23 protein-coding genes are annotated in these 22,552 nt (G+C 65.7%); 11 read left to right on the forward strand and 12 right to left on the reverse strand.

What is annotated here, in order from left to right:
* Nucleotides 1–2 precede the first annotated feature (2 nt).
* The 8 genes from frr to gloA all read left to right on the forward strand — a co-directional run bounded on the left by frr (nucleotide 3) and on the right by gloA (nucleotide 7,940).
* Complete coding sequence (gene frr / locus Q7V45_RS12930) at nucleotides 3–557, forward strand: ribosome recycling factor (RefSeq protein WP_304852523.1); 555 nt, start codon at nucleotides 3–5, stop codon at nucleotides 555–557.
* On the forward strand, nucleotides 557–1,297 hold the full coding sequence (locus Q7V45_RS12935; RefSeq protein WP_304852525.1) for an isoprenyl transferase: 741 nt from the start codon (nucleotides 557–559) through the stop codon (nucleotides 1,295–1,297). Before frr ends, Q7V45_RS12935 begins: the two co-directional genes overlap by 1 nt.
* Nucleotides 1,248–1,976, forward strand: a complete 729-nt coding sequence (locus Q7V45_RS12940; protein WP_304852528.1) for a phosphatidate cytidylyltransferase — start codon at nucleotides 1,248–1,250, stop codon at nucleotides 1,974–1,976. The genes Q7V45_RS12935 and Q7V45_RS12940 overlap by 50 nt, the downstream gene beginning before the upstream one ends.
* A complete protein-coding gene (locus Q7V45_RS12945) occupies nucleotides 1,973–3,175 on the forward strand; it encodes a 1-deoxy-D-xylulose-5-phosphate reductoisomerase (protein WP_304852530.1) in 1,203 nt (400 codons plus the stop codon). The genes Q7V45_RS12940 and Q7V45_RS12945 overlap by 4 nt, the downstream gene beginning before the upstream one ends.
* A gap of 30 nt (nucleotides 3,176–3,205) precedes the next feature.
* Nucleotides 3,206–4,585, forward strand: coding sequence for an RIP metalloprotease RseP (gene rseP, locus Q7V45_RS12950; protein ID WP_304852532.1), 1,380 nt, complete (start codon nucleotides 3,206–3,208; stop codon nucleotides 4,583–4,585).
* Nucleotides 4,586–4,709: 124 nt separating this feature from the next.
* The gene (gene bamA, locus Q7V45_RS12955) at nucleotides 4,710–7,010 is read left to right on the forward strand and encodes an outer membrane protein assembly factor BamA (protein WP_304852533.1); all 2,301 of its coding nucleotides are present in this window, start codon (nucleotides 4,710–4,712) and stop codon (nucleotides 7,008–7,010) included.
* A gap of 17 nt (nucleotides 7,011–7,027) precedes the next feature.
* On the forward strand, nucleotides 7,028–7,504 hold the full coding sequence (fabZ, locus tag Q7V45_RS12960) for a 3-hydroxyacyl-ACP dehydratase FabZ (RefSeq protein WP_304852534.1): 477 nt from the start codon (nucleotides 7,028–7,030) through the stop codon (nucleotides 7,502–7,504).
* Nucleotides 7,505–7,529: 25 nt separating this feature from the next.
* Nucleotides 7,530–7,940 carry a lactoylglutathione lyase gene (gloA, locus tag Q7V45_RS12965; RefSeq protein ID WP_304852536.1) on the forward strand — a complete coding sequence of 137 codons (411 nt, stop codon included), beginning with the start codon at nucleotides 7,530–7,532 and terminating at the stop codon, nucleotides 7,938–7,940.
* A gap of 132 nt (nucleotides 7,941–8,072) precedes the next feature.
* Here the strand turns inward: gloA and Q7V45_RS12970 are convergent, their stop codons facing one another.
* From Q7V45_RS12970 to gltX, 5 genes are all read right to left on the reverse strand, one after another.
* Entirely contained in the window at nucleotides 8,073–8,276 is a 204-nt protein-coding gene (locus Q7V45_RS12970) for a hypothetical protein (protein ID WP_304852538.1), read from the reverse strand.
* A gap of 31 nt (nucleotides 8,277–8,307) precedes the next feature.
* Nucleotides 8,308–9,606, reverse strand: coding sequence for a citrate synthase (gltA, locus tag Q7V45_RS12975; protein WP_295136877.1), 1,299 nt, complete (start codon nucleotides 9,604–9,606; stop codon nucleotides 8,308–8,310).
* Between the two features lie 121 nt (nucleotides 9,607–9,727).
* A complete protein-coding gene (locus Q7V45_RS12980; protein WP_304852541.1) occupies nucleotides 9,728–10,630 on the reverse strand; it encodes a DMT family transporter in 903 nt (300 codons plus the stop codon).
* Between the two features lie 82 nt (nucleotides 10,631–10,712).
* Nucleotides 10,713–12,392 (reverse strand): glutamine--tRNA ligase/YqeY domain fusion protein, encoded by a 1,680-nt coding sequence (locus Q7V45_RS12985; protein ID WP_370692597.1) that lies wholly within the window; start codon nucleotides 12,390–12,392, stop codon nucleotides 10,713–10,715.
* Nucleotides 12,393–12,424: 32 nt separating this feature from the next.
* Nucleotides 12,425–13,831: a glutamate--tRNA ligase gene (gene gltX / locus Q7V45_RS12990; RefSeq protein WP_304852546.1), complete on the reverse strand. Its 1,407-nt coding sequence runs from the start codon at nucleotides 13,829–13,831 to the stop codon at nucleotides 12,425–12,427.
* Between the two features lie 86 nt (nucleotides 13,832–13,917).
* Here gltX and Q7V45_RS12995 point away from each other — a divergent pair, with 86 nt between their 5' ends.
* On the forward strand, nucleotides 13,918–16,047 hold the full coding sequence (locus Q7V45_RS12995; RefSeq protein WP_304852548.1) for a ComEC/Rec2 family competence protein: 2,130 nt from the start codon (nucleotides 13,918–13,920) through the stop codon (nucleotides 16,045–16,047).
* Between the two features lie 2 nt (nucleotides 16,048–16,049).
* Here Q7V45_RS12995 and lexA read toward each other — a convergent pair whose 3' ends face one another.
* From lexA to trpD, 5 genes are all read right to left on the reverse strand, one after another.
* On the reverse strand, nucleotides 16,050–16,799 hold the full coding sequence (gene lexA, locus Q7V45_RS13000) for a transcriptional repressor LexA (protein ID WP_304852550.1): 750 nt from the start codon (nucleotides 16,797–16,799) through the stop codon (nucleotides 16,050–16,052).
* A 120-nt stretch (nucleotides 16,800–16,919) separates the two neighbouring features.
* Complete coding sequence (gene glp, locus Q7V45_RS13005) at nucleotides 16,920–18,134, reverse strand: gephyrin-like molybdotransferase Glp (protein WP_304852552.1); 1,215 nt, start codon at nucleotides 18,132–18,134, stop codon at nucleotides 16,920–16,922.
* An 8-nt stretch (nucleotides 18,135–18,142) separates the two neighbouring features.
* A complete protein-coding gene (gene moaC / locus Q7V45_RS13010; protein ID WP_304852554.1) occupies nucleotides 18,143–18,628 on the reverse strand; it encodes a cyclic pyranopterin monophosphate synthase MoaC in 486 nt (161 codons plus the stop codon).
* Nucleotides 18,625–19,425 (reverse strand): indole-3-glycerol phosphate synthase TrpC, encoded by an 801-nt coding sequence (gene trpC / locus Q7V45_RS13015; RefSeq protein WP_304852556.1) that lies wholly within the window; start codon nucleotides 19,423–19,425, stop codon nucleotides 18,625–18,627. Before trpC ends, moaC begins: the two co-directional genes overlap by 4 nt.
* On the reverse strand, nucleotides 19,422–20,435 hold the full coding sequence (gene trpD / locus Q7V45_RS13020; RefSeq protein WP_304852572.1) for an anthranilate phosphoribosyltransferase: 1,014 nt from the start codon (nucleotides 20,433–20,435) through the stop codon (nucleotides 19,422–19,424). The genes trpC and trpD overlap by 4 nt, the downstream gene beginning before the upstream one ends.
* 71 nt (nucleotides 20,436–20,506) lie before the next feature.
* On the opposite strand from trpD, the gene Q7V45_RS13025 reads away from it, so the two are divergent.
* Nucleotides 20,507–20,707: a heavy-metal-associated domain-containing protein gene (locus tag Q7V45_RS13025; RefSeq protein ID WP_304852558.1), complete on the forward strand. Its 201-nt coding sequence runs from the start codon at nucleotides 20,507–20,509 to the stop codon at nucleotides 20,705–20,707.
* Between the two features lie 137 nt (nucleotides 20,708–20,844).
* Here the strand turns inward: Q7V45_RS13025 and Q7V45_RS13030 are convergent, their stop codons facing one another.
* Nucleotides 20,845–21,150: a hypothetical protein gene (locus Q7V45_RS13030; protein ID WP_304852561.1), complete on the reverse strand. Its 306-nt coding sequence runs from the start codon at nucleotides 21,148–21,150 to the stop codon at nucleotides 20,845–20,847.
* Between Q7V45_RS13030 and Q7V45_RS27050 the strand changes: the two genes are divergently transcribed.
* Nucleotides 21,085–21,357 (forward strand): transposase, encoded by a 273-nt coding sequence (locus Q7V45_RS27050; RefSeq protein ID WP_370692598.1) that lies wholly within the window; start codon nucleotides 21,085–21,087, stop codon nucleotides 21,355–21,357. The genes Q7V45_RS13030 and Q7V45_RS27050 overlap by 66 nt on opposite strands.
* Before the next feature lie 70 nt (nucleotides 21,358–21,427).
* Here the strand turns inward: Q7V45_RS27050 and Q7V45_RS13035 are convergent, their stop codons facing one another.
* Nucleotides 21,428–22,393, reverse strand: coding sequence for a tripartite tricarboxylate transporter substrate binding protein (locus tag Q7V45_RS13035; protein WP_304852563.1), 966 nt, complete (start codon nucleotides 22,391–22,393; stop codon nucleotides 21,428–21,430).
* Nucleotides 22,394–22,552 lie beyond the last annotated feature (159 nt).

The raw sequence follows: 22,552 nt of genomic DNA on the forward strand, positions 1-22,552 counted from the left end.
ACATGTCTGCCGATCTCAACGAGCTCGAGAAGCGCATGCACGGCGCGATGGATGCGCTGAAGAAGGAATTCGGCGGCCTGAGGACCGGACGGGCCTCGGTCAACCTCCTCGACCCGGTGATGGTCGAAGCCTATGGCCAGCGCATGCCGCTCAACCAGGTCGGAACGGTCAGCGCACCGGAGCCGCGGCTTCTGACCGTCAGCGTCTGGGACAAGGGCCTGGTGACGCCGACCGCCAAGGCGATCCGCGAGGCGGGCCTCGGGCTCAACCCGTCGCCGGACGGCCAGATGATCCGCATCCCGATTCCGGAGCTGACGACGGAGCGGCGCAACGAACTCGCCAAGCTGGCCCACAAGTATGCCGAGCAGGGCAAGGTGGCGGTCCGGAACATCCGCCGTGACGGCATGGAGGCACTCAAGAAGGCCGAGAAGGACCGCAAGATCTCGGAAGACGAGCACCGGCAGAAGGCCGACGAGGTGCAGAAGCTCACCGACCGTTACGTCAAGCTGGTCGACGAGGCGCTGGTGCACAAGGAAAAAGAGATCAAGACGGTCTGATGTCCACTGCGCCGCTGCCCGCCAACCCCGACTCAGGGTCGGGACCTCAGCACGTCGCCATCATCATGGATGGAAACGGGCGATGGGCGAAGGCGCGTGGCCTGCCGAGGGTCGCGGGACATCGCCGGGGCGCCGATGCGGTGCGGCGTGTCGTTCGCGGCGCCGGCGAGCTGGGCATACCCGTCCTGACGCTCTTTGCCTTCTCGACGGAGAACTGGACGCGCCCCGCCGACGAAGTGGCCGACCTGATGGGGCTGTTGCGGCACTACCTGCGCAGCGAGCTCGACGAGCTGCGCAAGAACGGGGCGCGGCTCCGGGTCATCGGCAATCGTGAAGGCCTTGCGGCCGACATCGTGCGCGACATCGCCGACGCCGAGGACATGACGGCGGGAAACGCGCGTATCGACGTCAACATCTGCATCAACTACGGCTCGCGCGACGAGATCCTGCGCGCGACGCGCCGCCTGGCGCAGCGGGTCGCGGCGGGAGAGATCAGCGCCGACGGCATCGACCAGAAGAGCTTCGAGCGCGAACTCCTGACGGCGGGCCTGCCTGATCCCGACCTTCTCATCCGGACCAGTGGCGAGCAGAGGATCAGCAATTTCCTGCTCTGGCAGTGCGCCTACTCGGAGCTGGTTTTCGTCGACACGCTGTGGCCGGACTTCGGCAAGGAACACCTGGAACAGGCCATTGTGGAGTTCCGTAGGCGTGAGCGGCGTTATGGCGGCCTCGGAAGGTAACGCCGCCCCGACGGCGCGCGGTGGGCGCTTCGCCGGTCTGCTGATGCGGGCGCTCTCGGCCGTGGTTCTCGGGCCACTGCTGCTCGCGGCGGTCTGGTACGGCTTCCCCTGGATCGATCTCGTGGCGGCGGTCGCGGCGCCCATCATATTCTTCGAGTGGTCGCGCCTGACCCGGGGCGCCCCTGTCTTGCGCCTCCTCGCCTGGGCCTACGGTCTCGCGGCGCTCGGGGCGTTGCTTTGGCTGCGGCACCAGCCGGGGGTCGGCCGTGAGACCATCCTCTGGATCCTGGTATGCATATGGGCGACCGATATCGGTGCCTATTTCGTTGGGCGCACGGCCGGCGGAGCCAAGCTCGCGCCGCGCATCAGCCCCGGCAAGACCTGGTCGGGACTGATCGGCGGCATGGCGTGGGCCGCTGCGGGGAGCGCCATGATGGGGTACGCCTTCGGTCTGGGAGAAACCGTGCATCTTGCCATCGCCGGAGCGGCCCTGGCGATCGTCGGGCAGGCCGGCGATCTACTGGAATCGGCTGCCAAGCGGCGGGCCGGCGTCAAGGACAGCGGGCGTCTCATTCCGGGCCACGGCGGACTGCTGGACCGGATCGACGGCTTGATGGCCGTGCTCGTTGCAGTGGGGGTCGCCCGACTGATCGCGGGAAACTCGTGGCCCTGGACATGACGCGGTGGGTTGCACCCTCACCAGAGAAGCCGCGCGGCGTCACGATCCTGGGCTCGACCGGCTCCGTCGGACAGAGCACGGTGGATCTCATAGCGCGCGACCCGGCGAGCTATCGTGTCGAGGCGCTGGTCGCCCGCAGCTCGGTGGAATTGCTGGCGGAGCAGGCGAGGCGCCTGCGGGCGCGCCTCGCGGTCGTCGCCGACGCCGAGCGGTACCAGGCGCTGAAGTCCGCGTTGGCCGGTACGTCGATCGAGGTGGCAGCCGGTCCCGAGGCGGTCATCGAAGCGGCACAGCGACCCGCCGAATGGGTGATGGCGGCGGTCGTCGGGTTCGCCGGCCTGGCACCGACGCTCGCGGCGGCGCGTCGAGGGGCGTTGGTCGCTCTCGCCAACAAGGAGGCCCTGGTTTGCGCCGGGCGCCTGCTGATCGACGCCATCGAGCAGTCGGGCGGCGTCCTCCTGCCTGTTGATTCCGAACACAACGCCATTTTCCAGGTGTTCGAACCCGACCATCATCGTGCCGTGGACCGGCTCATCCTGACGGCGTCGGGCGGCCCCTTCCGCAACTGGTCGCTGGCCGACATGGCCGATGTCACGCCGGAGCAGGCGCTGGCCCATCCCAACTGGGACATGGGAGACAAGATCTCCATCGATTCGGCGACCATGATGAACAAGGGCCTCGAGCTGATCGAGGCGCAGCTCCTGTTCGGGCTGCCGGAGACGCAGGTCGACATCGTCGTTCATCCTCAGTCGGTCATCCACTCGATGGTCGCCTACCGCGACGGCTCGGTGCTGGCCCAGCTCGGGACGGCCGACATGCGCATTCCGATCAGCCACGCCCTGGGATGGCCGGCCCGCATTGACGGCCCCTCTGCCAAGCTCGATTTCATGACCATTCCGGCCCTCACGTTCGAGCGGCCCGATTCCGGCCGCTTTCCGGCTCTACGGTTGGCGCGAGAGGCCCTGGTGTCGGGCGGTTATGCCCCCATCGTCCTGAACGCGGCGAACGAGGCGGCGGTGGCGGCGTTCCTCGCCCGCCGGATTGGCTTCCTCGACATCGCCCGGATCGTGGAGGACGTGATGTCGGGCTGGAACGGACTTTCGGATGAGGTCGATGGGCTCCAGCAGGTGCAGGCCGCCGATCTCGAGGCCCGCAGGCAGGCTGAGAGTTTCTGCCGGGCCAAGGCCCGTGGAATTTGATGTAGAATGAACTTCGTGGTCGAGTAGGGCATGCAAAGCATCGTCAGCCTGTTTACGACATACCTCCCGTATTTTTTTCTGGTGCTGACGCTGCTCGTTTTCGTGCACGAGTATGGTCACTACTGGGTGGCGCGTCGCTTCGGTATCCATGCCGAGGTGTTTTCGATCGGGTTCGGGCCCGAGATTTTCGGTTGGACCGATCGCAACGGTACGCGCTGGAAGGTGTCGGCCATCCCGCTCGGTGGATATGTCAAATTCCTGGGCGACAGCGACGCGACGAGCGCCACGCCAACCGGCGAGCCCTTGTCGACCAGCGATCGCAAGCGCGCCTTCTTCAGTCAGCCGCTCTATGCACGGGCTGCCGTCGTGCTCGGCGGACCGGCCGCCAATCTCCTGTTCGCATTCCTGTTGCTGACCGGCGTCTTCTTCTTCGCCGGCGAGCCGTATACGCCCGCGACCGTCGCAGTTCAGGTCGACGGCCCGGCGGCCAAGGCAGGGCTGCGCACCGGCGATGAGATCGTTCGCCTCGCCGACAAGCGCGTCAACCGCTATGAGGATATCCAGGAATCCCAGTTTCTCTACTGGACCAAACCGATGCCGGTCGAATACCGGCGCGGCAACCAGCTTTTGAATGGCGAGATCCAGCCGCAGTACTGCGAGCGCACCGACCGCTACAACAACACGCTGCGCTACGGCAACCTGGGTATCGACCAGTTCATTCGTCCCGTCGTCGGCGGCTTCACGGCCAATAGTCCGGCGGAGGCGGCGGGGCTCAAGGTCGGTGACCTTTTGGTGGCGATCGACGGCAAGCCCGTCGACTATTTTTCACGCATTCCCGAACTGATTGGCTCTCAGGGCGGTCAGCCGGTGACCGTCAAGTACGAGCGCGATGGAAGATACGGGGAAACGACCGTTGTCCCGATCGTCGACAAGGTGCTCGATTGCGCGGGCAAGGAGCAGGTCGTCGGCCGCCTGCGCGTGCGTCCGCCGGCGGTGACGGAGCTTCGCGACCACGGTGTCATCGGCGCCATGGGAGCGGGGGTGCGCGCCGTCTGGGGCATGACCTCGATGTTCTATACGTCGATGGGACAGATCCTGACCGCGACGCGTCCTGTGGATGAATTGGGCGGGCCGATCCGGATCGCCAAGGCCGCGGGTGAGGCCTCGCATGCGGGATGGGCAGGCATTCTGAACCTCGTCATCGCGCTTTCCGTGGTACTCGGCATCTTCAACCTGCTGCCGGTACCCATGCTCGATGGCGGTCACCTCGCAATGTATGCCTACGAGGCCGTGCGCGGTAAGCCCCTCAGCCTGCGGGCCCAGGAGGTCGGGTTGAAGCTCGGATTTGCGCTCGTGATCGGCATGGCGCTGATCGCAACTTTCAATGACATCAGGCTTTTGCTGCGCTGAATTCATGCGACGTAGCGAGAACAGCCTGGGGGACAAAAGGGGTGGCTTACGCCCTCTCGCCGGTCTAGAAAGCTGCGTTCACGTTTTTGACCATCGGCAGGTTTGACTGGCGCCGGGGGGAAGTTTGATCTTTCGTTGGGCCTTACTGGCCATTGTCGCAATTCTGGCCTTCAACACGCCGGCCTATGCCCAGCGCGGTGGTGCCGTGGCTGCGGCCGGCGGCACGATCGCTGGCATCCAGATCCAGGGCAACGTCCGTTCCGAAGTGGAGACGATCCGCTCCTACCTTCAGCTGAAGGTAGGCGAGCCGTTCGACGCGGCCGCGGCCGATCGATCGCTGAAGGCGCTGTTCGCGACGGGATTGTTCTCCGACGTGGTCATCGAGATGCAGGGCTCGACCCTCGTCGTGAAGGTCACGGAAAATCCGATCATCAATCGCGTCGCCTTCGAGGGAAACAAGAAGATCGACGACGACAAGCTGCGTGACGAAGTGCAGTCGAAGCCGCGCCAGGTCTATACGCGCGCGCGCGTCCAGGCCGACGTCGATCGCATCCTGACCATCTATCGGCGCAGCGGCCGCTACAACGCCTCGGTCGAGCCCAAGATCATCAATCTGGAGCAGGGTCGCGTCGACCTCGTCTTCGAGATCAACGAGGGCGACGTCACGGGCGTGAAGCGCATCAGCTTCGTCGGTAACGAGGCTTTTGGCGACGGCACGCTGAGGGGCAAGATCCGCACCTCCGAGAGCGCGTGGTGGCGTTTCCTCTCGTCGGATGACCGCTTCGACCCCGACCGCCTGAACCTCGACCGAGAGCTTCTGCGCAAGTTCTATCTCTCCGAGGGCTATGCCGATTTCCGCGTGGTATCGGCAGTCGCCGAGCTTGCGCCCAATCGCGAAGGTTTCTTCATCACCTTCACGATCAGCGAGGGCGATCGCTACAAGTTCGGCAATGTCGACGTCACGAGCCGCTTCCAGGGCCTGAACGTCGATGTGCTGAAATCCTTCCTGACGATCGCGGAAGGCGACTGGTACGACGCCAACGAGGTCGAGAAGTCGGTTTCCAACATCTCGGAGGCGGTGGGTTCGCTGGGCTACGCTTTCGTGGAGGTTCGGCCGAACATCCGGCGCAACAAGGACAACAACACCGTCGACGTGACCTTCGATGTCCAGGAGGGACCGCGCGTCTACGTCGAGCGCATCAACATCTCGGGCAACACGAGAACGCTCGACAAGGTGATCCGCCGCGAATTCCGTCTCGCCGAAGGCGATGCCTTCAGCACCGCCAAGGTCCGGCGCAGCCAGCAGCGGCTCCGCAACCTCGGATTCTTCGAGAATGTCGACGTCTCGGCAGCACCCGGCTCCGCGCCCGACAAGACCAACCTCGAGGTCCAGGTCGTCGAGCAGAGCACCGGCGAAATCTCGTTCGGCGCAGGCTACTCGACGACGGCGGGCATCGTTGGCGACATTTCGGTCAAGGAACGCAACCTGCTCGGCAAGGGCCAGGAGGCGCGTCTCGGTCTGTCGATCGGCACGCTGAGCACCTCGATCGATCTGGGCTTCACGGAGCCTTACTTCATGGACCGTGAGCTTTCGGCCGGCTTCGACGTCTTCTGGACGTCGAACGATCGCCAGAACATCGCGAGCTACAGTGACCGCAGCCTGGGCTTCGCGCTGCGCGCCGGCTGGGCATATTCCGAGAACATTCGCCAGCTCGTTCGCTACACGCTGCGGCAGACCGACATCTACAATGTCCAGCCTTGGGCTTCGTTCATCATCCAGGATAACCAGGGCACGCAGGTCGTCTCCGAACTCTCCGAGACCATCATCTGGGACACTCGCGACCAGCGCCTCAACACGACCAAGGGCTGGATGGTCCGCAACTCGATCGCAGCCGCGGGCCTGATCGGCACCGAGCAGTACTTCCGCACCACGGCGGACGCCGTCTATTACAGGTCACTGTTCGAGGACGTGGTCATCTCGGTCGGCGGTTCGGCGGGACTGATTCTCCCGTTCAACAACTCCTATGTCCGCCTGAACAACCTGTTCTTCATCGGCGGCGACACGCTCCGCGGCTTCGCCGTCGGCGGTATCGGTCCGCGTGACGCCAATACGACCGATTCGATCGGCGGCCAGTTCTATTACACGGCTACGACGGAGCTTTCCTACCCGTTGCCGCTCGTTCCCAAGGAAGTCGGCCTCCTCGGCAAGGCCTTCGTGGATGCCGGATCTCTTTGGGGCGTCCAGGCGCAGAGCTATGGCTTGGCGTCCGTGCTGACCAGCCAGCTGGTGCGCGTTTCGACCGGTGTCGGCATTCAGTGGGTATCGCCCTTCGGGCCCATCCGGATCGACTATGCGATACCGCTTCAGTACGAGTCGTGGGACAAGCAGCAGGCCGTGCGTTTCAGCTTCGGCACGCGATTCTGAGCGGAGAGGCCACGGTCATGAACGCCCCAGTCGAGAACACGACCGTTGCCGCGGCGAAGTCGGTGGACATCAAGCGGATCCTCGAGATGATCCCGCACCGCTATCCGATGCTCATGGTCGACCGTGTGATCGACATGCAGCTCGACCAGAGCGCGGTGGGCATCAAAAACGTCACGATCAACGAGCCGTTCTTCCAGGGGCATTTTCCGTCGGAACCGGTCATGCCGGGCGTGCTCGTCGTCGAGGCGATGGCGCAGACCGCCTGTGTCCTCGTTGTCTCGACGTTCGGGGCCGAGTCGGAAGGCAAGCTAGTCTATTTCATGTCGATCGACGGCGTGAGGTTCCGCCGTCCGGTCGTGCCCGGCGACCGTCTCGAGCTTCACGTCACCAAGGTGCAGAGCCGCGCCAATGTCTGGAAGTTCTCGGGCAAGGCGATCGTCGACGGCAAGGTTGCCGCCGAGGCGACGTTTGCCGCCATGATCCGAGACCGGTAATCCGCGAAAGAGCAGGGAGGGGATGATGCCCGATACCCAGTCCAGTTTCCGTATGCTGCATACGATGATCCGCGTCATGGATCTCGACAAGTCGCTTGCCTTCTACACTGGCCCGATGGGCATGAAGCTGCTGCGTCGTCGCGACGTGCCGGACGGCAAGTACAGCCTGGCCTTCGTAGGCTATGGGGACGAGCCGGAGCATTGCGTCGTCGAGCTGACCCACAATTGGGACCAGGCGAAGCCATACGAGCTCGGCACCGGATTCGGCCACCTCGCGATTGGCGTCCCCGATGTCTACAAGCTGTGCGAGGACGTCACCAAGGCTGGCGGCAAGGTCACCCGTCCGGCCGGTCCCGTGAAATTCGGGACGACCGTCATCGCTTTCGTGGAAGATCCTGACGGCTACAAGATCGAATTGATCGAGCGCAAGGGCTGAGCGATGCTCAGCGCGAGGAGCGACAGGACATTGCCATTGGCAATGTCCGAGAGCGCCGACGGAAGAACGCCCCAACGAAGCACAAAAAAAAGGCCCGCATCGCGGGCCTTTAAACTTTCCGACAGTCCGATCCTAGAAGAATCGCCAGTTCGCGGCCACCAGGGCCAGCGCTGCGCCGGCAAGACCAGCGACCAGCATCCATGTTCGCACGCCGCGGCGGCGGAAATTGTCGTTGGCAGGACGGCCCACCCGCACGATACGCGGCTGGGCCTTCGGTGTCTGGGTGGCCGCCCAGGATGTTTCCCCCTGGCGCGGCCCGAACGATGATCTTGCCATGTGCTTCTCGCTTCCCTCCCGGACAGCGATTTCAGCCCCTCATGTGGAGCGGCTTGTAGGGGCGTTCCGTCTGGCCGTTGTAGAGCTGGCGGGGACGGCCGATCTTCTGGTCCGGGTCCTCGATCATCTCGTTCCACTGCGAAATCCAGCCGACCGTACGGGCCACCGCGAAGAGAACGGTGAACATCGAGGTCGGGATGCCGATCGCCCGGAAAATAATGCCCGAGTAGAAGTCGACGTTCGGATAGAGCTTCTTGGAGACGAAGTAATCGTCCTTGAGGGCGATCTGCTCCATTTCCATTGCCAGCTCGAGCAGCGGGTCGTGGGTGATGCCGAGCGACGTCAGGACCTCGTGGCAGGTCTGGCGCATGACCTTGGCGCGCGGGTCGTAGTTCTTGTAGACGCGGTGGCCGAAGCCCATAAGACGGGTGTGATCGGCCTTGTCCTTCACGCGGGACAGGAAGCCCGGGATGTTCTGCTTGCCGCCGATCTCGTGCAGCATGTTGATGACGGCCTCGTTGGCGCCGCCATGGCTCGGGCCCCACAGCGAGGCGATGCCCGCGGCGATGCAGGCGAAGGGGTTGGCGCCCGACGAGCCGGCGAGACGGACGGTCGACGTCGAGGCATTCTGCTCATGGTCGGCGTGGAGCATGAGGATGCGATCCATCGCCTTCTCGACGATCGGATTGACCTCGTACTCCTCGGCCGGAACCGAGAACATCATGCGCAGGAAGTTGGCGGCGTAGGACAGGTCGTTGCGCGGATAGACGAACGGCTGACCGACCGAATACTTGTAGGCCATTGCCGCGATGGTCGGCATCTTGGCGACCAGGCGGTAGGAGGCGACCATCCGCTGGTGCGGATCGTGGATGTCGAGCGAGTCGTGATAGAAGGCTGAAAGGGCGCCGACGACGCCGCAGCAGATCGCCATCGGATGGGCATCGCGGCGGAACCCGCGATAGAACTGGCTGAGCTGCTCATGAACCATCGTGTGGTTCGTGATGTCGCGGACGAACTTGTCCTTCTGCGCCTTGTTCGGCAGGTCGCCCTTCATCAGGAGGTAGGCGACTTCCATGAAATCGCTCTGCTCGGCGAGTTCGGCGATATTGTAGCCGCGATGAAGCAGCAGGCCTTCGTCGCCGTCGATGTAGGTGATCTTCGAGCCGCACGAGCCGGTCGAGGTGAAGCCCGGATCGTAGGTGAACATGCCGGAGTCGCCGTAGAACTTGCGAACGTCCACCAGGCGCGGTCCGAGGGTGCCGTGGATGATCGGCATCTCGTAGGTTTTGCCGGTTTCGTTGTCGGTCAGCGTCGCGGTCGATTTGGCCATCGGGTGAACTCTTTTCCAGGCTCGATTCAAGCAAGGCGCGCGCATCCCGCAGGGTGCCGTTCGCCGGTTCGGCGGCACCCTAACAAGACCCTAAAGAAGGCGCAATTGAGCAGCCGGGCGGCTATTTCGCGGGGCGTAGAAAACGCACGATCCGACCGTCGATCGCGGCCAGCGCGAAACCGATCAGGACCATGCCGGCGAAATGCCGCGGCGCCAGCTGTTCGCCCAAGATCAGGGCGCCGAGCAGGATGGCCGTGACTGGTATCAGAAACGTAACAAGCAGCAGATTGGTTGCGCCGGCGGCGGCAAGTATCCGGAAATACAGGACGTATGCGAGGGCAGTCGATAGCAGCGCGAGACCCGCGAGTGCGGCCCATGTCGTCATGCCGGGAGGAGCGGTGAGCATCCAGGGCCGGTCGACGAGCAGCATGATCGGCAGAATCAACATGGTGCTCGCCGTGACCTGGCCCGCGGCAGCTTCGAGCGGTGCGACGCCCATCTTCCCGAAGCGGCTTCCATAGACACCGGCAAAGGCATAGGCGAAGGCAGCACCCAGGCAGGCGAGCTGGCCCATGCTTCCCAATCGATCGCCGATCAGCAGATCCGGGCCGACCAGGACCGTCACGCCGGCGAAGCCGATCAGCAGGGCGGCCCGCTTGGCGGGGGTCATTTTTTCGTCGCGGGTCGCGAGATGGGCAACGACCAGCGTGAACAGGGGCGTCGTGGCGTTCAGGATCGAGGCCAGGCCCGAGGCGATCTGCGTCTGGCCCCAGAAGATCAGGCTGAAGGGGATCAGGTTGTTCAGCAACCCCATGATCATGAAGGCGGCCCAGGGCGTTTCGCGCCGGAAGAGGCTCTGGCCGGTCAGCCAGAGCCACAGATTCAGTGCGAATGCGGCAAGGGCGACGCGACCGAAGACGACCGTTAACGGGCGTAACTCGGCAACGGCCACTTTGGCGAAGAAGAACGACCCGCCCCAGAGGACGGACAGCGACACCAGCCAGATCCAGACACGCAGGCTCATGGGTGGAGCCTGCGGGCATCGCGCGGACCGATCTATCCGGCTGCGGACAGCAATCGCGACTCGTCTCGGGGCAGCGCTACCTTTAACTCTGGACCTGCACCTTTGCCCAGGTGTCCCGCAGCTCGATCGTGCGGTTGAACACCAGAGCCTTCGACCGGCTCGCGAGGTCCGGGCAGAAATAGCCCAGCCGCTCGAACTGCACGGCTTCCCCTTCAGATGTCTCTGCCAATGAGGGCTCCACCAGCGCGCCCGGCAGGACTTCGAGCGAGCCTGGATTCAGGTCAGCGTCGAGATCGCCACCGGCGCCCGGGTCAGGGCGGTTGAAGAGCGTGCTGTACAATCGGACTTCGGCGGGAAGTGCATCCCGGGCGGACACCCAGTGCAGGGTGGCCTTTACCTTTCGACCGTCCGGCGCGTTGCCGCCGCGGCTCGCGGGATCGTAGGTGCAGCGCAGTTCGACCACGTTGCCGTCGGCGTCCTTGACCACCTCGCGGCAGGTGACGAGATAGGCGTAGCGCAGCCTGACTTCTCGCCCCACGGCCAGCCGGAAGAATTTGTTCGACGGATTCTCCATGAAATCGTCGCGCTCGACGAAGACTTCCCTGCGGAAGAGAAGGGTACGCGTGCCGGCGCCCGGATCCCCCGGGTGATTGACGGCCTCCAGCTCTTCGACGTGGTCTTCGGGAAAGTTCTCGATCACGAGCTTGAGCGGCCGCAGGACCGCCATGCGCCGCTGCGCCGCCTGATTGAGATGGTCGCGGATCGAGTGATCGAACATGGCGAGATCGACGACGCTGTTGGCCTTGGACATGCCGATGCGCCGAACGAAGTCGCGGATCGCCTCCGGCGGCACGCCGCGACGGCGCAGGCCTGCCAGCGTCGGCATGCGCGGATCGTCCCAGCCACTCACAATGCCGCGCCGCACCAGATCCGTCAGGTGGCGTTTGGAAAGGACCGTGTACCCGAGATTGAGTCGGGCGAATTCGGTCTGGCGCGGGCGCGCCGGCACCGGCAGGTGGTCGAGGAACCACTCGTAGAGCGGGCGATGGTCTGCGAACTCCAGGGTGCAGAGTGAGTGCGTGACGTGTTCGATGGCGTCGGACTGGCCATGCGCGAAATCATAGGTCGGATATATGCACCATTGCGTGCCGGTGCGCGGGTGAGCCGCGTGTAGGATGCGATACAGGACAGGGTCGCGCAGGTTCATGTTGCCGGAAGCAAGGTCGATCTTCGCTCGCAGCACGCAGGCACCGTTGGGAAACTTGCCGGCGCGCATGTCGCGAAACAGGCTGAGATTGGTTTCCATCGAGCGGTCGCGGTGCGGCGAAGCGCGGCCCGGTTCGGTCAGCGTGCCGCGCATTGCCCGCATCTCGTCGGGCGGGGTGTCGTCGACATAGGCGAGGCTGGCGCGGATCAGATGCTCGGCCCAGTCGTACAACGTCTGGAAATAGTCCGACGCATGGTGCAGATGCTCGCCCCAGTCGAAGCCGAGCCAATGTACGTCCCGCTTGATGGCGTCGATATATTCCTGCTCCTCCTTCACGGGATTGGTGTCGTCGAAGCGAAGGTGGCAGCGGCCGCCGGTTTCGGTCGCAATTCCGAAATTCAGGCAGATCGACTTTGCGTGGCCGAGATGCAGGTAGCCGTTCGGCTCCGGCGGAAAGCGAGTAACGATGCTTTGCACTTTTCCGCTGGCGAGATCCGACTGAACCAGGTCGCGAATGAAATCCCGCGCCTCTTCGTTCGCAGCGACCTCCGGCATCGGCTTCTTGTCATCCATTACGTGTCTCCCGTTCAAGCGGCGGCCGCCAGCAAACGAACCTTGCTCTCGGCGGGCCCGAGCACGGCCAGCACTTCGAAGATGCCGGGCGAAGCGGTCGAGCCGGTCAGCGCGACGCGGAGCGGCTGGGCGACCTGGCCAAGCTTGAGCCCGTTCGCCTCGGCGAACGTGCGCACGGCTTCTTCGAGCGCCTTTTCGCTCCAGTTGCTCGCCTGCATCTCCAGTGCCGGCGCGAGCTTGGCCATGACGGCACGGGCGTCGGGCGTCAGCACGCCGAGCGCCTTGTCGTCGGCGATCGGCGGCGCGCCGGCGCGCGCGTAGAAGGCGAGACTGTCAGCGAGTTCGACAAGCGTGCGCGCGCGCGGCTTCACGCCGTTCAGGCCGCGCACGATGCGTTCGCGGCCGGCGTCGGCGACCTTGCCGCCGATCTTTTCCTCGATGCGTGGCAACACCAGCGGCAGCAGCTCGGCATCCGGCGTCTCGCGCAGATAGTGCGCATTGAGGTTGGTGAGCTTGGCCATGTCGAAGCGCGAAGCCGAGCGTCCGACACCGTCCAGGTCGAACCATTCGATCGCCTGCGCCGTCGAGATGATCTCGTCGTCGCCATGGCCCCAGCCCAGACGCAGCAGGTAGTTTCGCAGCGCCGTCGGCAGGAAACCCATGTCACGATAGGCGTCCACGCCGAGCGCCCCGTGTCGCTTGCTGAGCTTGGCGCCGTCGGGACCATGGATCAGCGGGATATGGGCATAGACCGGCTCTAGCCATCCCATCGCGCGGATGATCTGCAGCTGGCGGAAGGCGTTGTTCAGATGGTCGTCGCCGCGGATCACGTGGGTCACGCTCATGTCGTGATCGTCGACGACGACGGCCAGCATGTAGGTGGGCGTTCCGTCGGCGCGCAGCAGGATCATGTCGTCGAGCTGCGCGTTCTCGACCGTGACCTCGCCCTGGACCGCGTCCTTGATGACCGTCTGTCCGGACGGCGGCGCCTTCAGGCGCACGACCGGCTTCACGCCGGCGGGAGCCTCCTTCGGATCGCGGTCGCGCCAGCGGCCGTCATAGCGCATCGGCTTGCCGGCGGCCTTCTGCGCCGCCCGCATCTCGTCGAGTTCCTGCGGCGAGGCATAGCAGTGATAGGCATGGCCCTTGGCCAGCATCTCGAGGGCGACCTCGGCATGGCGGGCGGCGCGCGAGAACTGGTAGGTGACCTCGCCGTCCCAGGGCAGGCCGAGCCACGACAGACCGTCGAGGATCGCGGCGATCGCCGGTTCGGTCGAGCGCGCGCGGTCGGTGTCCTCGATGCGCAGCAGATACTTGCCGCCGTGATGCCTAGCGAACAGCCAGTTGAACAGGGCCGTGCGGGCGCCGCCGATATGCAGGTAGCCGGTGGGCGAGGGGGCGAAGCGGGTAACGACGGTCATTGGCCAGGGAACTTGTGCTCGGTAAGCGCGGGTTTTGCCGCAATTTGGGCGGAAAAGCGCGCCGTAGGTAGGGGAGCGTCCGGTTAGTGTCAAACCTGCGCGCCTGGATCCTCGAACAGCTGGACGCCGAGCGCGGCCGATGGATGCTGTGGCTGCCGGTGGCGCTGGGATTGGGCATCGCCGTCTACTACGAGCTGCCGACCGAGCCTGCCCTGTGGCTGGGACCGGCGCTCGCGGCGGGATCGCTGCTCATCGCCGTCTTCGCGCCGGCCGGCAGCTTCGCCCGTGCTCTCGCCATTGGCGCCGTCGCCGCCTCGTCCGGCCTCGGCCTCGTCGCCTGGCGTACGGCGAGTGTCGCGGCACCGACGCTCACCCGGCCGCTGTTCAGCCTCAACGTCGAGGGCAGGATCGCCGACATCCAGCGTCTGCCCGAGGGCGTGCGCGTCGTGCTCGAAGCCGTCCGGCTCCGGGGTAACGGCGTGCCGCCGCCCGAGATGATGCCGGCGAAGGTTCGCGTGACCCTCAACCGGGGGGCGCCGCCCCTGGTGATCGGGGACCGCCTGCTCGTGCTCGCGAACCTGTCGCCGCCGGCCGGGCCAGCGGCGCCCGGCGCCTTCGATTTCCAGAGGGTCGCTTGGTATCACCAGCTCGGTGCTGTCGGATATGCCCTGGCGCCTGCGACGGTGATCGAACGCGGCCGGCCCGACGGTCTCGTGCGCAGGATCGACTCGCTGCGCGCCGATCTGTCTGCCCGCATCCTGCACGTCCTGCCCGGGCCGGCGGGTGGGGTGGTTGCGTCGCTGCTGGTCGGTGAGCAGACCGCCGTCAACAAGGACGTGGCGCAAGCCATGCGCGATTCCGGCCTGGCGCACATCCTGTCGATTTCCGGCCTGCACATCGTCTTCGCGGTCGGCCTCGTGATGGGCCTCGTGCGCTACGGCATTGCTCTGATCCCGCCACTCGCCCTGAGAGTCGACGCCAAGAAGGTGGCGGCCGTACTCGCCCTTATGGCAGCGGTGTTCTACACGGCGCTGGCCGGGGCGCCGGTGCCCGCGCAACGCGCCTGTGCCATGGCCGCCTTCGCGCTGCTCGCCATTCTGCTCGACCGCACGGCTCTGTCGCTGCGCCTGGTCGCCTGGTCAGCCGTGCTCGTGCTGGTCGTTGCGCCTGAGTCGCTGACCGGCGCTTCGTTCCAGATGTCGTTTGCCGCGGTCGTCGCACTGATTGCGGGCTGGGAATCGGCGGCACCCTGGCGGCGGCGCCTGCACGAGCGCGCCGAAATATCCCGCCATCACTGGATGTGGCGGCTCGGGGCCGCGCTCGGGGCCAGCCTGCTCACGACCCTGATCGCCTCGATCGCGACCGGGGCCTTTGCGGCCTATCACTTCAATCGCCTGTCGTTTCTCGGCGTGGTGGCCAACCTGCTGGGGGTTCCCCTCACAGGATTCTGGATCATGCCTTGGGGCCTGCTCGCCATGCTCCTGATGCCGTTCGGGCTGGAAGCCGTCGCCCTGGTGCCGATGGGCTGGGGCGTCGACGGACTGAACGCCATCGCCTTCCGCGTCGCGGCCTGGCCCGACGCCGCGATGTTGGTGTCGTCGCTGCCCGGGGCCAGCCTGTGGCTGCTGACCGCCGGTGGCCTCTGGCTCTGCCTATGGCGCCGCCGGTGGCGCTATGCGGGCCTTCCCATGGTGGCCATCGGTCTGATGCTCGGAACGCCGCCGGCCCCCGACCTGCTGATGAGCGAGGATGGCCGCGTGCTCGGCCTGCGCGACGAGCGCGGCGTGGTGCATGTCGCCTCGGCTCGCATCGATCGCTATGTCACCGATTCCTGGGCCCGACGCCAGGGGCAGGAGGGGGCCCGGCGCTGGACCGTCAGCGCCGACGAGCAGGCCCTGGGCCTCGGTTGCACCACCGGTCTTTGCCGTTGGCGCAAGGGACCGTGGCGCATTGCGCTGGTGAGCGACGAGCGACGCCTGGTCGAAGCCTGCGGCTCGGCCGACATCGTGCTTTCTACCGTCGATGCGCAGGCGCGTTGTCGTGGCCCGCGGCTGGTGATCGACCGGCGTGATGCCTGGAAGGACGGTGCGCACGCATTGTGGCTCGACGATCTCGGCGTGCGCCGCGAGACCGCGAACGGACGCCGCGGCGACAGGCCTTGGGTGCCCAACAGCTCGATGCGCCAGACCGCGCCGGTCAAGGCGCCCGGAGCGTGAGTTCAGTGATAGCGCCGGTAGAGGCCGGCGAGGCGGCCCTGGATCTTGACCCGGTCGGGCCCGAAGATGCGGGTCTCGTAGGCGGCGTTGGCGGGTTCGAGCGCGATCGAGGCGCCCTTCTTGCGCAGCCGCTTCAGGGTTGCCTCGGTGTCGTCGACCAGCGCCACGACGATCTCGCCGGACTCGGCTGTGTCGGAGCTCTTGATGATGACGATGTCGCCGTTCTGGATGCCCGCCTCGACCATCGAATCGCCCTGGACCTCGAGGCAATAATGGGCACCCGAGCCCAGCAGCGAGACGGGCACGTCGACGGTCGTCGAATTGTCGCGCAGCGCCTCGATCGGCGTACCCGCGGCGATCCGGCCGTAGAGGGGAAGGCTGAGCGCCTGGGCTTCGTTGGCGGCCTGGATGGCGCCGGCGAGCGGCACGCGATCGGCGCGGACGATCTGCGGCACGAAGCCTTCGCGGCCGTCGGAGAAGCCGGCCCGGCGCGAATCGGCCAGCAGCGGCGTGACGTTGGGCGCGGGCAGGGCGGCGCTGTCGGGCAGCTTGACGACCTGGAGGGCCCGCGCGCGATGCGGCAGGCGGCGCAGGAAGCCGCGCTCCTCGAGCCCGGTGATCAGGCGATGGATGCCCGACTTGGACTTCAGCCGCAGCGCTTCCTTCATCTCGTCGAAGGAGGGCGAGACGCCGTCATCGTTCAGCCGCTTGTTGATGAACAGGAGCAGTTCGTTTTGCTTGCGGGTGAGCACCGTCTTCTCCCCAGAACGCCTACCGGATTTAGGAACAAATCCTGAAACCCGGCACATGTTCTAGTTTAGTTCCTTCTTCCGGTCAAGTTATCCCGAGGAACGGAGGGGAGAATCAGTGGATCAATAGCCTCCGGGAAGGCTCGCGAGATCGACGACCTGCACGATGTCGCCCGCCTTGCGCGCGGGATCGTGGGGCGGGCGGATCATCAGCCCGTCGCAGGCGGCCAGCACCGACAGCATCGAACTGTCCTGCACCGGGTGCGGATCGACGGTGAGGCTGCCGTCGGCGTTACGGCCGAGGCGAGAGCGGACATAGTCCTCGCGCTGGTCGTTCTGCTTCACATCGATCGCGAGCCGGGCGGGCTGGGTCTCAACGAGGTCGCCGGGCTGGCCGAGCATCCGCTCCAGGGCGGGCTTCATGAACAGGAGCGCGCAGACCATGGTCGAGACCGGATTGCCGGGCAGGCCGAGCACGCGGGCGCGGTCACGGGCGGCGAACATCAGCGGCTTACCGGGGCGCATGGCGATCTTCCAGAAATCCATGTCGAATCCCTGGGCCTTGAGCGCACTCTGTACCAGATCGTGGTCGCCGACCGAGGCGCCGCCGAGCGTGATCAGCAGGTCGTGCTGCGCGCCGGCTTCGATGCAGCTCTCGATCAGCCTGGCATCGTCGCGCGCGATGTCGAAAAGCGTGGGCTCGCCGCCCCAGCCGCGCACGAGGGCGGCCACGGCAATACCGGACGAGGAGACGATCTGGTTCCGGCCGACCGGCTCGCCCGGCATGACAAGTTCGTCGCCGGTGGAGAGGATGGCGACCCTTGGCTTGCGACGAACGGAGAGCCACGGATGGTTCATCGCGGCGGCCAAAGCGAGGTCGCGCGTCGTTAGGGTGCGGCCCACCATCAACGGCGTGTCGCCCGCAGAGAAGTCGAGTCCAGCCTTGCGCACATGTCGCCCCAGGCGCGGCGCTTCCAGAATGGTGATCGTGGCACCGTCGGCCCTGGTGTCTTCCTGGATCACGATCGAATCGGCGCCCATCGGCAGCGGGCCGCCGGTGAAGATGCGTACGGCTTCGCCGGGATGCAGCGCCTGATCGTAGGAGCTGCCGGCCGGCGCCTGGCCCACGAGCGTGAGGGTCGCCGGTGCGGCGGGCACGTCGGCCGCGCGCACGGCATAGCCGTCCATCGCCGAGAGATCCGCCGGCGGCTGGGTAAGACGCGCCTTCGGCGAGACCGCGAGCACACGGCCCGCGGCTTCGGCGACGGACACGACCTCTGACGGAAGCGGGTCGAATGCCGCGATCACGCGGGCATGGGCATCACGAACGGAAAGCATTCCCGGCCTCATCGAGCTGCCCATGTCCCCGACTTGCCGCCGGACTTGTGGAGGAGCTTCACCTCGGAGATCACCATGCCGCGGTCGACCGCCTTGCACATGTCGTAGACGGTGAGGGCGGCGACGGAGGCCGCCGTCAGCGCTTCCATCTCGACGCCGGTGCGGCCCTTCAGCTTGCAGGTCGCCTCGATGTCGACCGCCTTGCGCTTCGGGTCGAGCGACAGCTTCACGTCGACCGAGGACAGCGCCAGCGGGTGGCAGAGGGGGATCAGGTCCGGCGTCTTCTTCGCCGCCATGATGCCGGCGAGCTGCGCCACGGCCAGAACGTCGCCCTTCTTGGCCTTCTTGTCGCGGATCAGCTTCAGGGTCGCGGCCTGCATGGTGACGCTGGCGCGGGCCACGGCGACGCGTTCCGTGATCTCCTTGTCGCCGACATCGACCATGCGGGCGTTGCCGCCCTCGTCGAAGTGGGTGAGTGCCGCCTTCCGCGTCATGCCGCCTCGCGCACCAGCATCTCGCGCACCGCCGCTTCCACGTCGGGCTTGCGCATGAAGCTCTCGCCGATCAGGAACGCCGAGGCGCCGACCCGGGCCATGCGCGCCAGATCGGCGGGGGAGCCGAGGCCGCTCTCGGCCACGAGGACGCGATCCTTCGGCACCAGCGGCGCGAGCTTCTCGGTCGTGGCGAGATCGACGGCGAGCGTCTTGAGGTTGCGGTTGTTGACCCCGATCAGGTCGGCATCGACCTCGAGGGCGCGTTCGAGTTCGTGGGCGTCATGCACCTCGACCAGAACGTCCATGCCCCATTTGTGCGAGAGCTTCGCCAGCTCGGCGGCCATCGCGTCGTCGAGGCAGGCCATGATGAGCAGGATGCAGTCGGCGCCCAGCGCACGGGCTTCCGGCACCTGGTAGGGATCGATCATGAAATCCTTGCGCAGCACCGGCAGCTTCACCGCCGCGCGCGCCTGCGTCAGGAACTCGTCCTTGCCCTGGAAGTAGGGCTGGTCGGTCAGGATCGAGAGGCAGGTGGCGCCGCCGCGCTCATAGGATTGGGCGAGGGACGGCGGATCGAAATCCTCGCGGATCAGGCCCTTGCTGGGTGACGCCTTCTTGATCTCGGCGATCAGGCCGTAGCGCCCCTCGGCGATCGTGGCCTTGAGCGCTTTGGCAAAGCCGCGCGGTGAATCCGTATCCCGGGCCAGGTTCTCGACGACCCTGAGCGAGCGCTGCGACATGCGCCCGGCCACATGGCGCTTCTTGTCGGCAACGATCCTGTCGAGCGTGTCGCTCATGCGCAAATCCTCTTCAATGTCGCCAGCGCGTCCCTGGCCTTGCCGCTGTCGATCGACTGGGCGGCCATGGCCGCGCCTTCCTTGAGATCCTTCGCCTTGCCCGCGACCATGATCGCGGCGGCGCTGTTCAGCAGGACGATGTCGCGGAAGGCGTTCTTCGCACCGCCCAGCAGCGCGTGAATCGCCTCGGCATTATGCGCCGCGTCGCCGCCCTTGAGCTGTTCGAGTGTGGCGCGCTTCACGCCGATCTCCTCGGGCGCGATCTCGATCTCGGTGACCTTGCCGTTCTCGAGCGAGGCGGCCCAGCTCGCGGTGGTCGTGGTGAGCTCATCCATGCCGTCCTGGCCATGCACCACCAGCGCCCGCTCGAGCCCGAGCTGGCCCAGCGCCTGCGCCACGGGCTTCAGCCAGCGGCGGTCGAAAACCCCCACGAGCTGGCGCGTCACCAGGGCGGGGTTCGACATCGGTCCGAGCAGGTTGAAAATGGTGCGCGACGGCGCCAGCTCGACGCGGGGGCCGGCCACGTTGCGCATGGCGCTGTGATGGCGCGGCGCCATCAGGAAACAGACTTTGGCCTCGACCAACGCCTTCTCGAGCTTCTCGATGGGAACTTCGAGACCGATGCCCAGGGCCGCGAGGACGTCGGCCGCGCCAGACTTGGAGGTGAAGGCGCGGTTGCCGTGCTTGGCCACCGGAATGCCGGCGCCCGCGACGACGAAGGCCGAGCAGGAGGAGACGTTGTAGGTGCCGTGATGGTCGCCGCCGGTGCCCACGATGTCGATGGTGCCCTCGGGCGCCTTGACGCGCAGCACCTTGGCCCGCAGCGCCCGCGAGCCGCCGGCCAGTTCCTCGGCCGTCTCGCCGCGGACCTTCAGGCCCATCAGGAAGGCGCCCATCTGGGCCGGCGTCGCGTCGCCCGAGGTCATGATGTCGAAGGCGCGCTCCGCCTCGTCGATGCCGAGGGTCTCGCCGTTGCCCACCTTGGCCAGAAGGCCGCGAAAATCGTCGATGTCGCCGCTCACCAGAACCCCGCGCTTTTTGCCTCTTGCCGGTTCGCCCGGCCGGCGCGAAGCTATATCACATGGCTCAAGAACTCATCCTCAAGGTCACTGGCATGGATTGCGACGGCTGCGTAAAGGCCGTCACCCGTGCCGCCGCAGGTGCGGGCACCGCGCCTCTCTCCGTCGACCTGAAGAGCGGGGAGATGCGTCTTCCCGAAGGCGCGGACGTCGCGGCGATCACCAAGGCGATCCAGCGCGCCGGATTCGGGGTCGCTCCCTAGCTTTAACTAAGCCCTACAATATGTTGATAAATCAACATATTCTCGTTTTTTTGGACCGCGAGCGTCCCGCTCGCTCATGTGAGGTCGCTGCGGTCCCGAAGGGCATGACCCACAGAGGCTGGCACTCGTGAGGGTATCTACCCCATTTCGACTCGGCCGAAATCACACAGTTTGTAACCTTCCGGCTTGCCGACAGCCTGCCCAGCGCGGTTGCCCAGTCCCTCGGCAAGCTGGCGGATAACCTTGCGGAAACCGATGGGAAACTGGATTCCGGTTTCGGGTCGTGCTGCCTCAAGGACCCATCGGTGGCCAAAGTCGTCGAGGATGCGCTCATGCACTTCGATGGGCAAAGATATCTGCTTCTCGCATGGTGCATCATGCCGAACCACGTACACGTGCTCGTTGAGCCAACGGCCGGAAGCGCCCTCGGTAGTATCGTCCATTCATGGAAGTCGTTCACCGCCAAAAAGGCGAACCGGCTCCTGGGGCGAAGTGGGCCGTTTTGGCATAGGGACTATTTCGACAGGTACATACGGGACGAAGGGCATCTGGCCCGGACCGTCGAGTACATCGAGAACAATCCGGTGAAAGCAGGACTTGTTTCAAGCAATGCCGACTGGCTCTGGAGTTCCCGCCGCTTTCGGATCTGAACCCGAGGGCGAGCAGGGTGTGGACTTCATGAGCGAGCGGGACGCTCGCGGTCCGGAACAATAGACTCACTCACTCGATCTTCACGCCGGCATCCTGGATGATCTTGCGCCATTTGGTGTTCTCGATGGCGATGTAAGCCTCGAACTCCTGGCGCGATTCCTTGGCCGGGACGAAGGACAGGCTGTTCATCCTCTCCAGCACCGCGGGATCCTTGAGGATGCGCATCACCTCGGCACTGAGCTTGTCGAGGATCGGCTCGGGCGTCTTCGCGGGGGCTGAGAGGCCGATCCAGCCGACGGCGACGACGCCGTAGAGTCCCTGTTCGGCGACGGTCGGCACCTCCGGCAGAAACGGCGAGCGGCGCTCGTCGGCGATGCCGATCGCCTTCACCTTGCCGGACCTCACCGGGCCGACCGCGCCGGGAACGGCATCGGACAGGAGCTGGATGTCGCCGCTCTGCAGCGCGAGCTGGGCCTCGGCATTGCCCTTGAACGGCACGTGCGTGAGCTTGATGCCGGCCGCGCTCTTCAGCATCTCGACCGCGAGATGGCTGGCGGAACCATTGCCGGACGAGCCGTAATTGAGATCGGCGCCGGCCTTTGCCTTGGCGACGAGGTCGCTAACCGAGTTGATGCCGCTCTTCAGGCCGGTCATCAGCACCTGCGGCGTCAGCCCGATATTGGCGATTGGCGCGAAGTCCTTCTGCGGATCGTAGGGCAGCTTCGGATAGAGCGCCGGGCTGATCCCGTGGGTGGAGATCGTCACCATCAGCAGCGTGTAGCCGTCGGGCGCTGCCTTGGCCGCGACGTCGGCGCCGATCTGTCCGCCCGCGCCAGGCCGGTTCTCCGCGATCACCTGCTGACCGAGCGCCTTGGTGAGCTGATCGCCCATCATGCGCGCGAGGATGTCGGTCGCCTGGCCGGCCGGGAACGGCACGATGATGCGGATCGGCTTCGCGGGCCATGCCTGCGCGAAGGCCGAAGGTGCGACGCTCGATACGGCGAGCAACGTGACGAGGGATCGGCGATGCAGCATTGTTGTCATCCCGAGCGAAGCGAGGGTGTGGATTCAAGTTTGAAGTGCAACAGTTGAGCGATGAATACCTCGGCCGGGGTCTTGAACCCAAGGCATTTGCGCGGGGTGTTGTTGTAGGCGGCGATGCAGGCGTGGAGAGCCTCGTCGTCGAGTGTGTTC

This window comes from Reyranella sp., assembly GCF_030651995.1.
Classification (GTDB): domain Bacteria; phylum Pseudomonadota; class Alphaproteobacteria; order Reyranellales; family Reyranellaceae; genus Reyranella.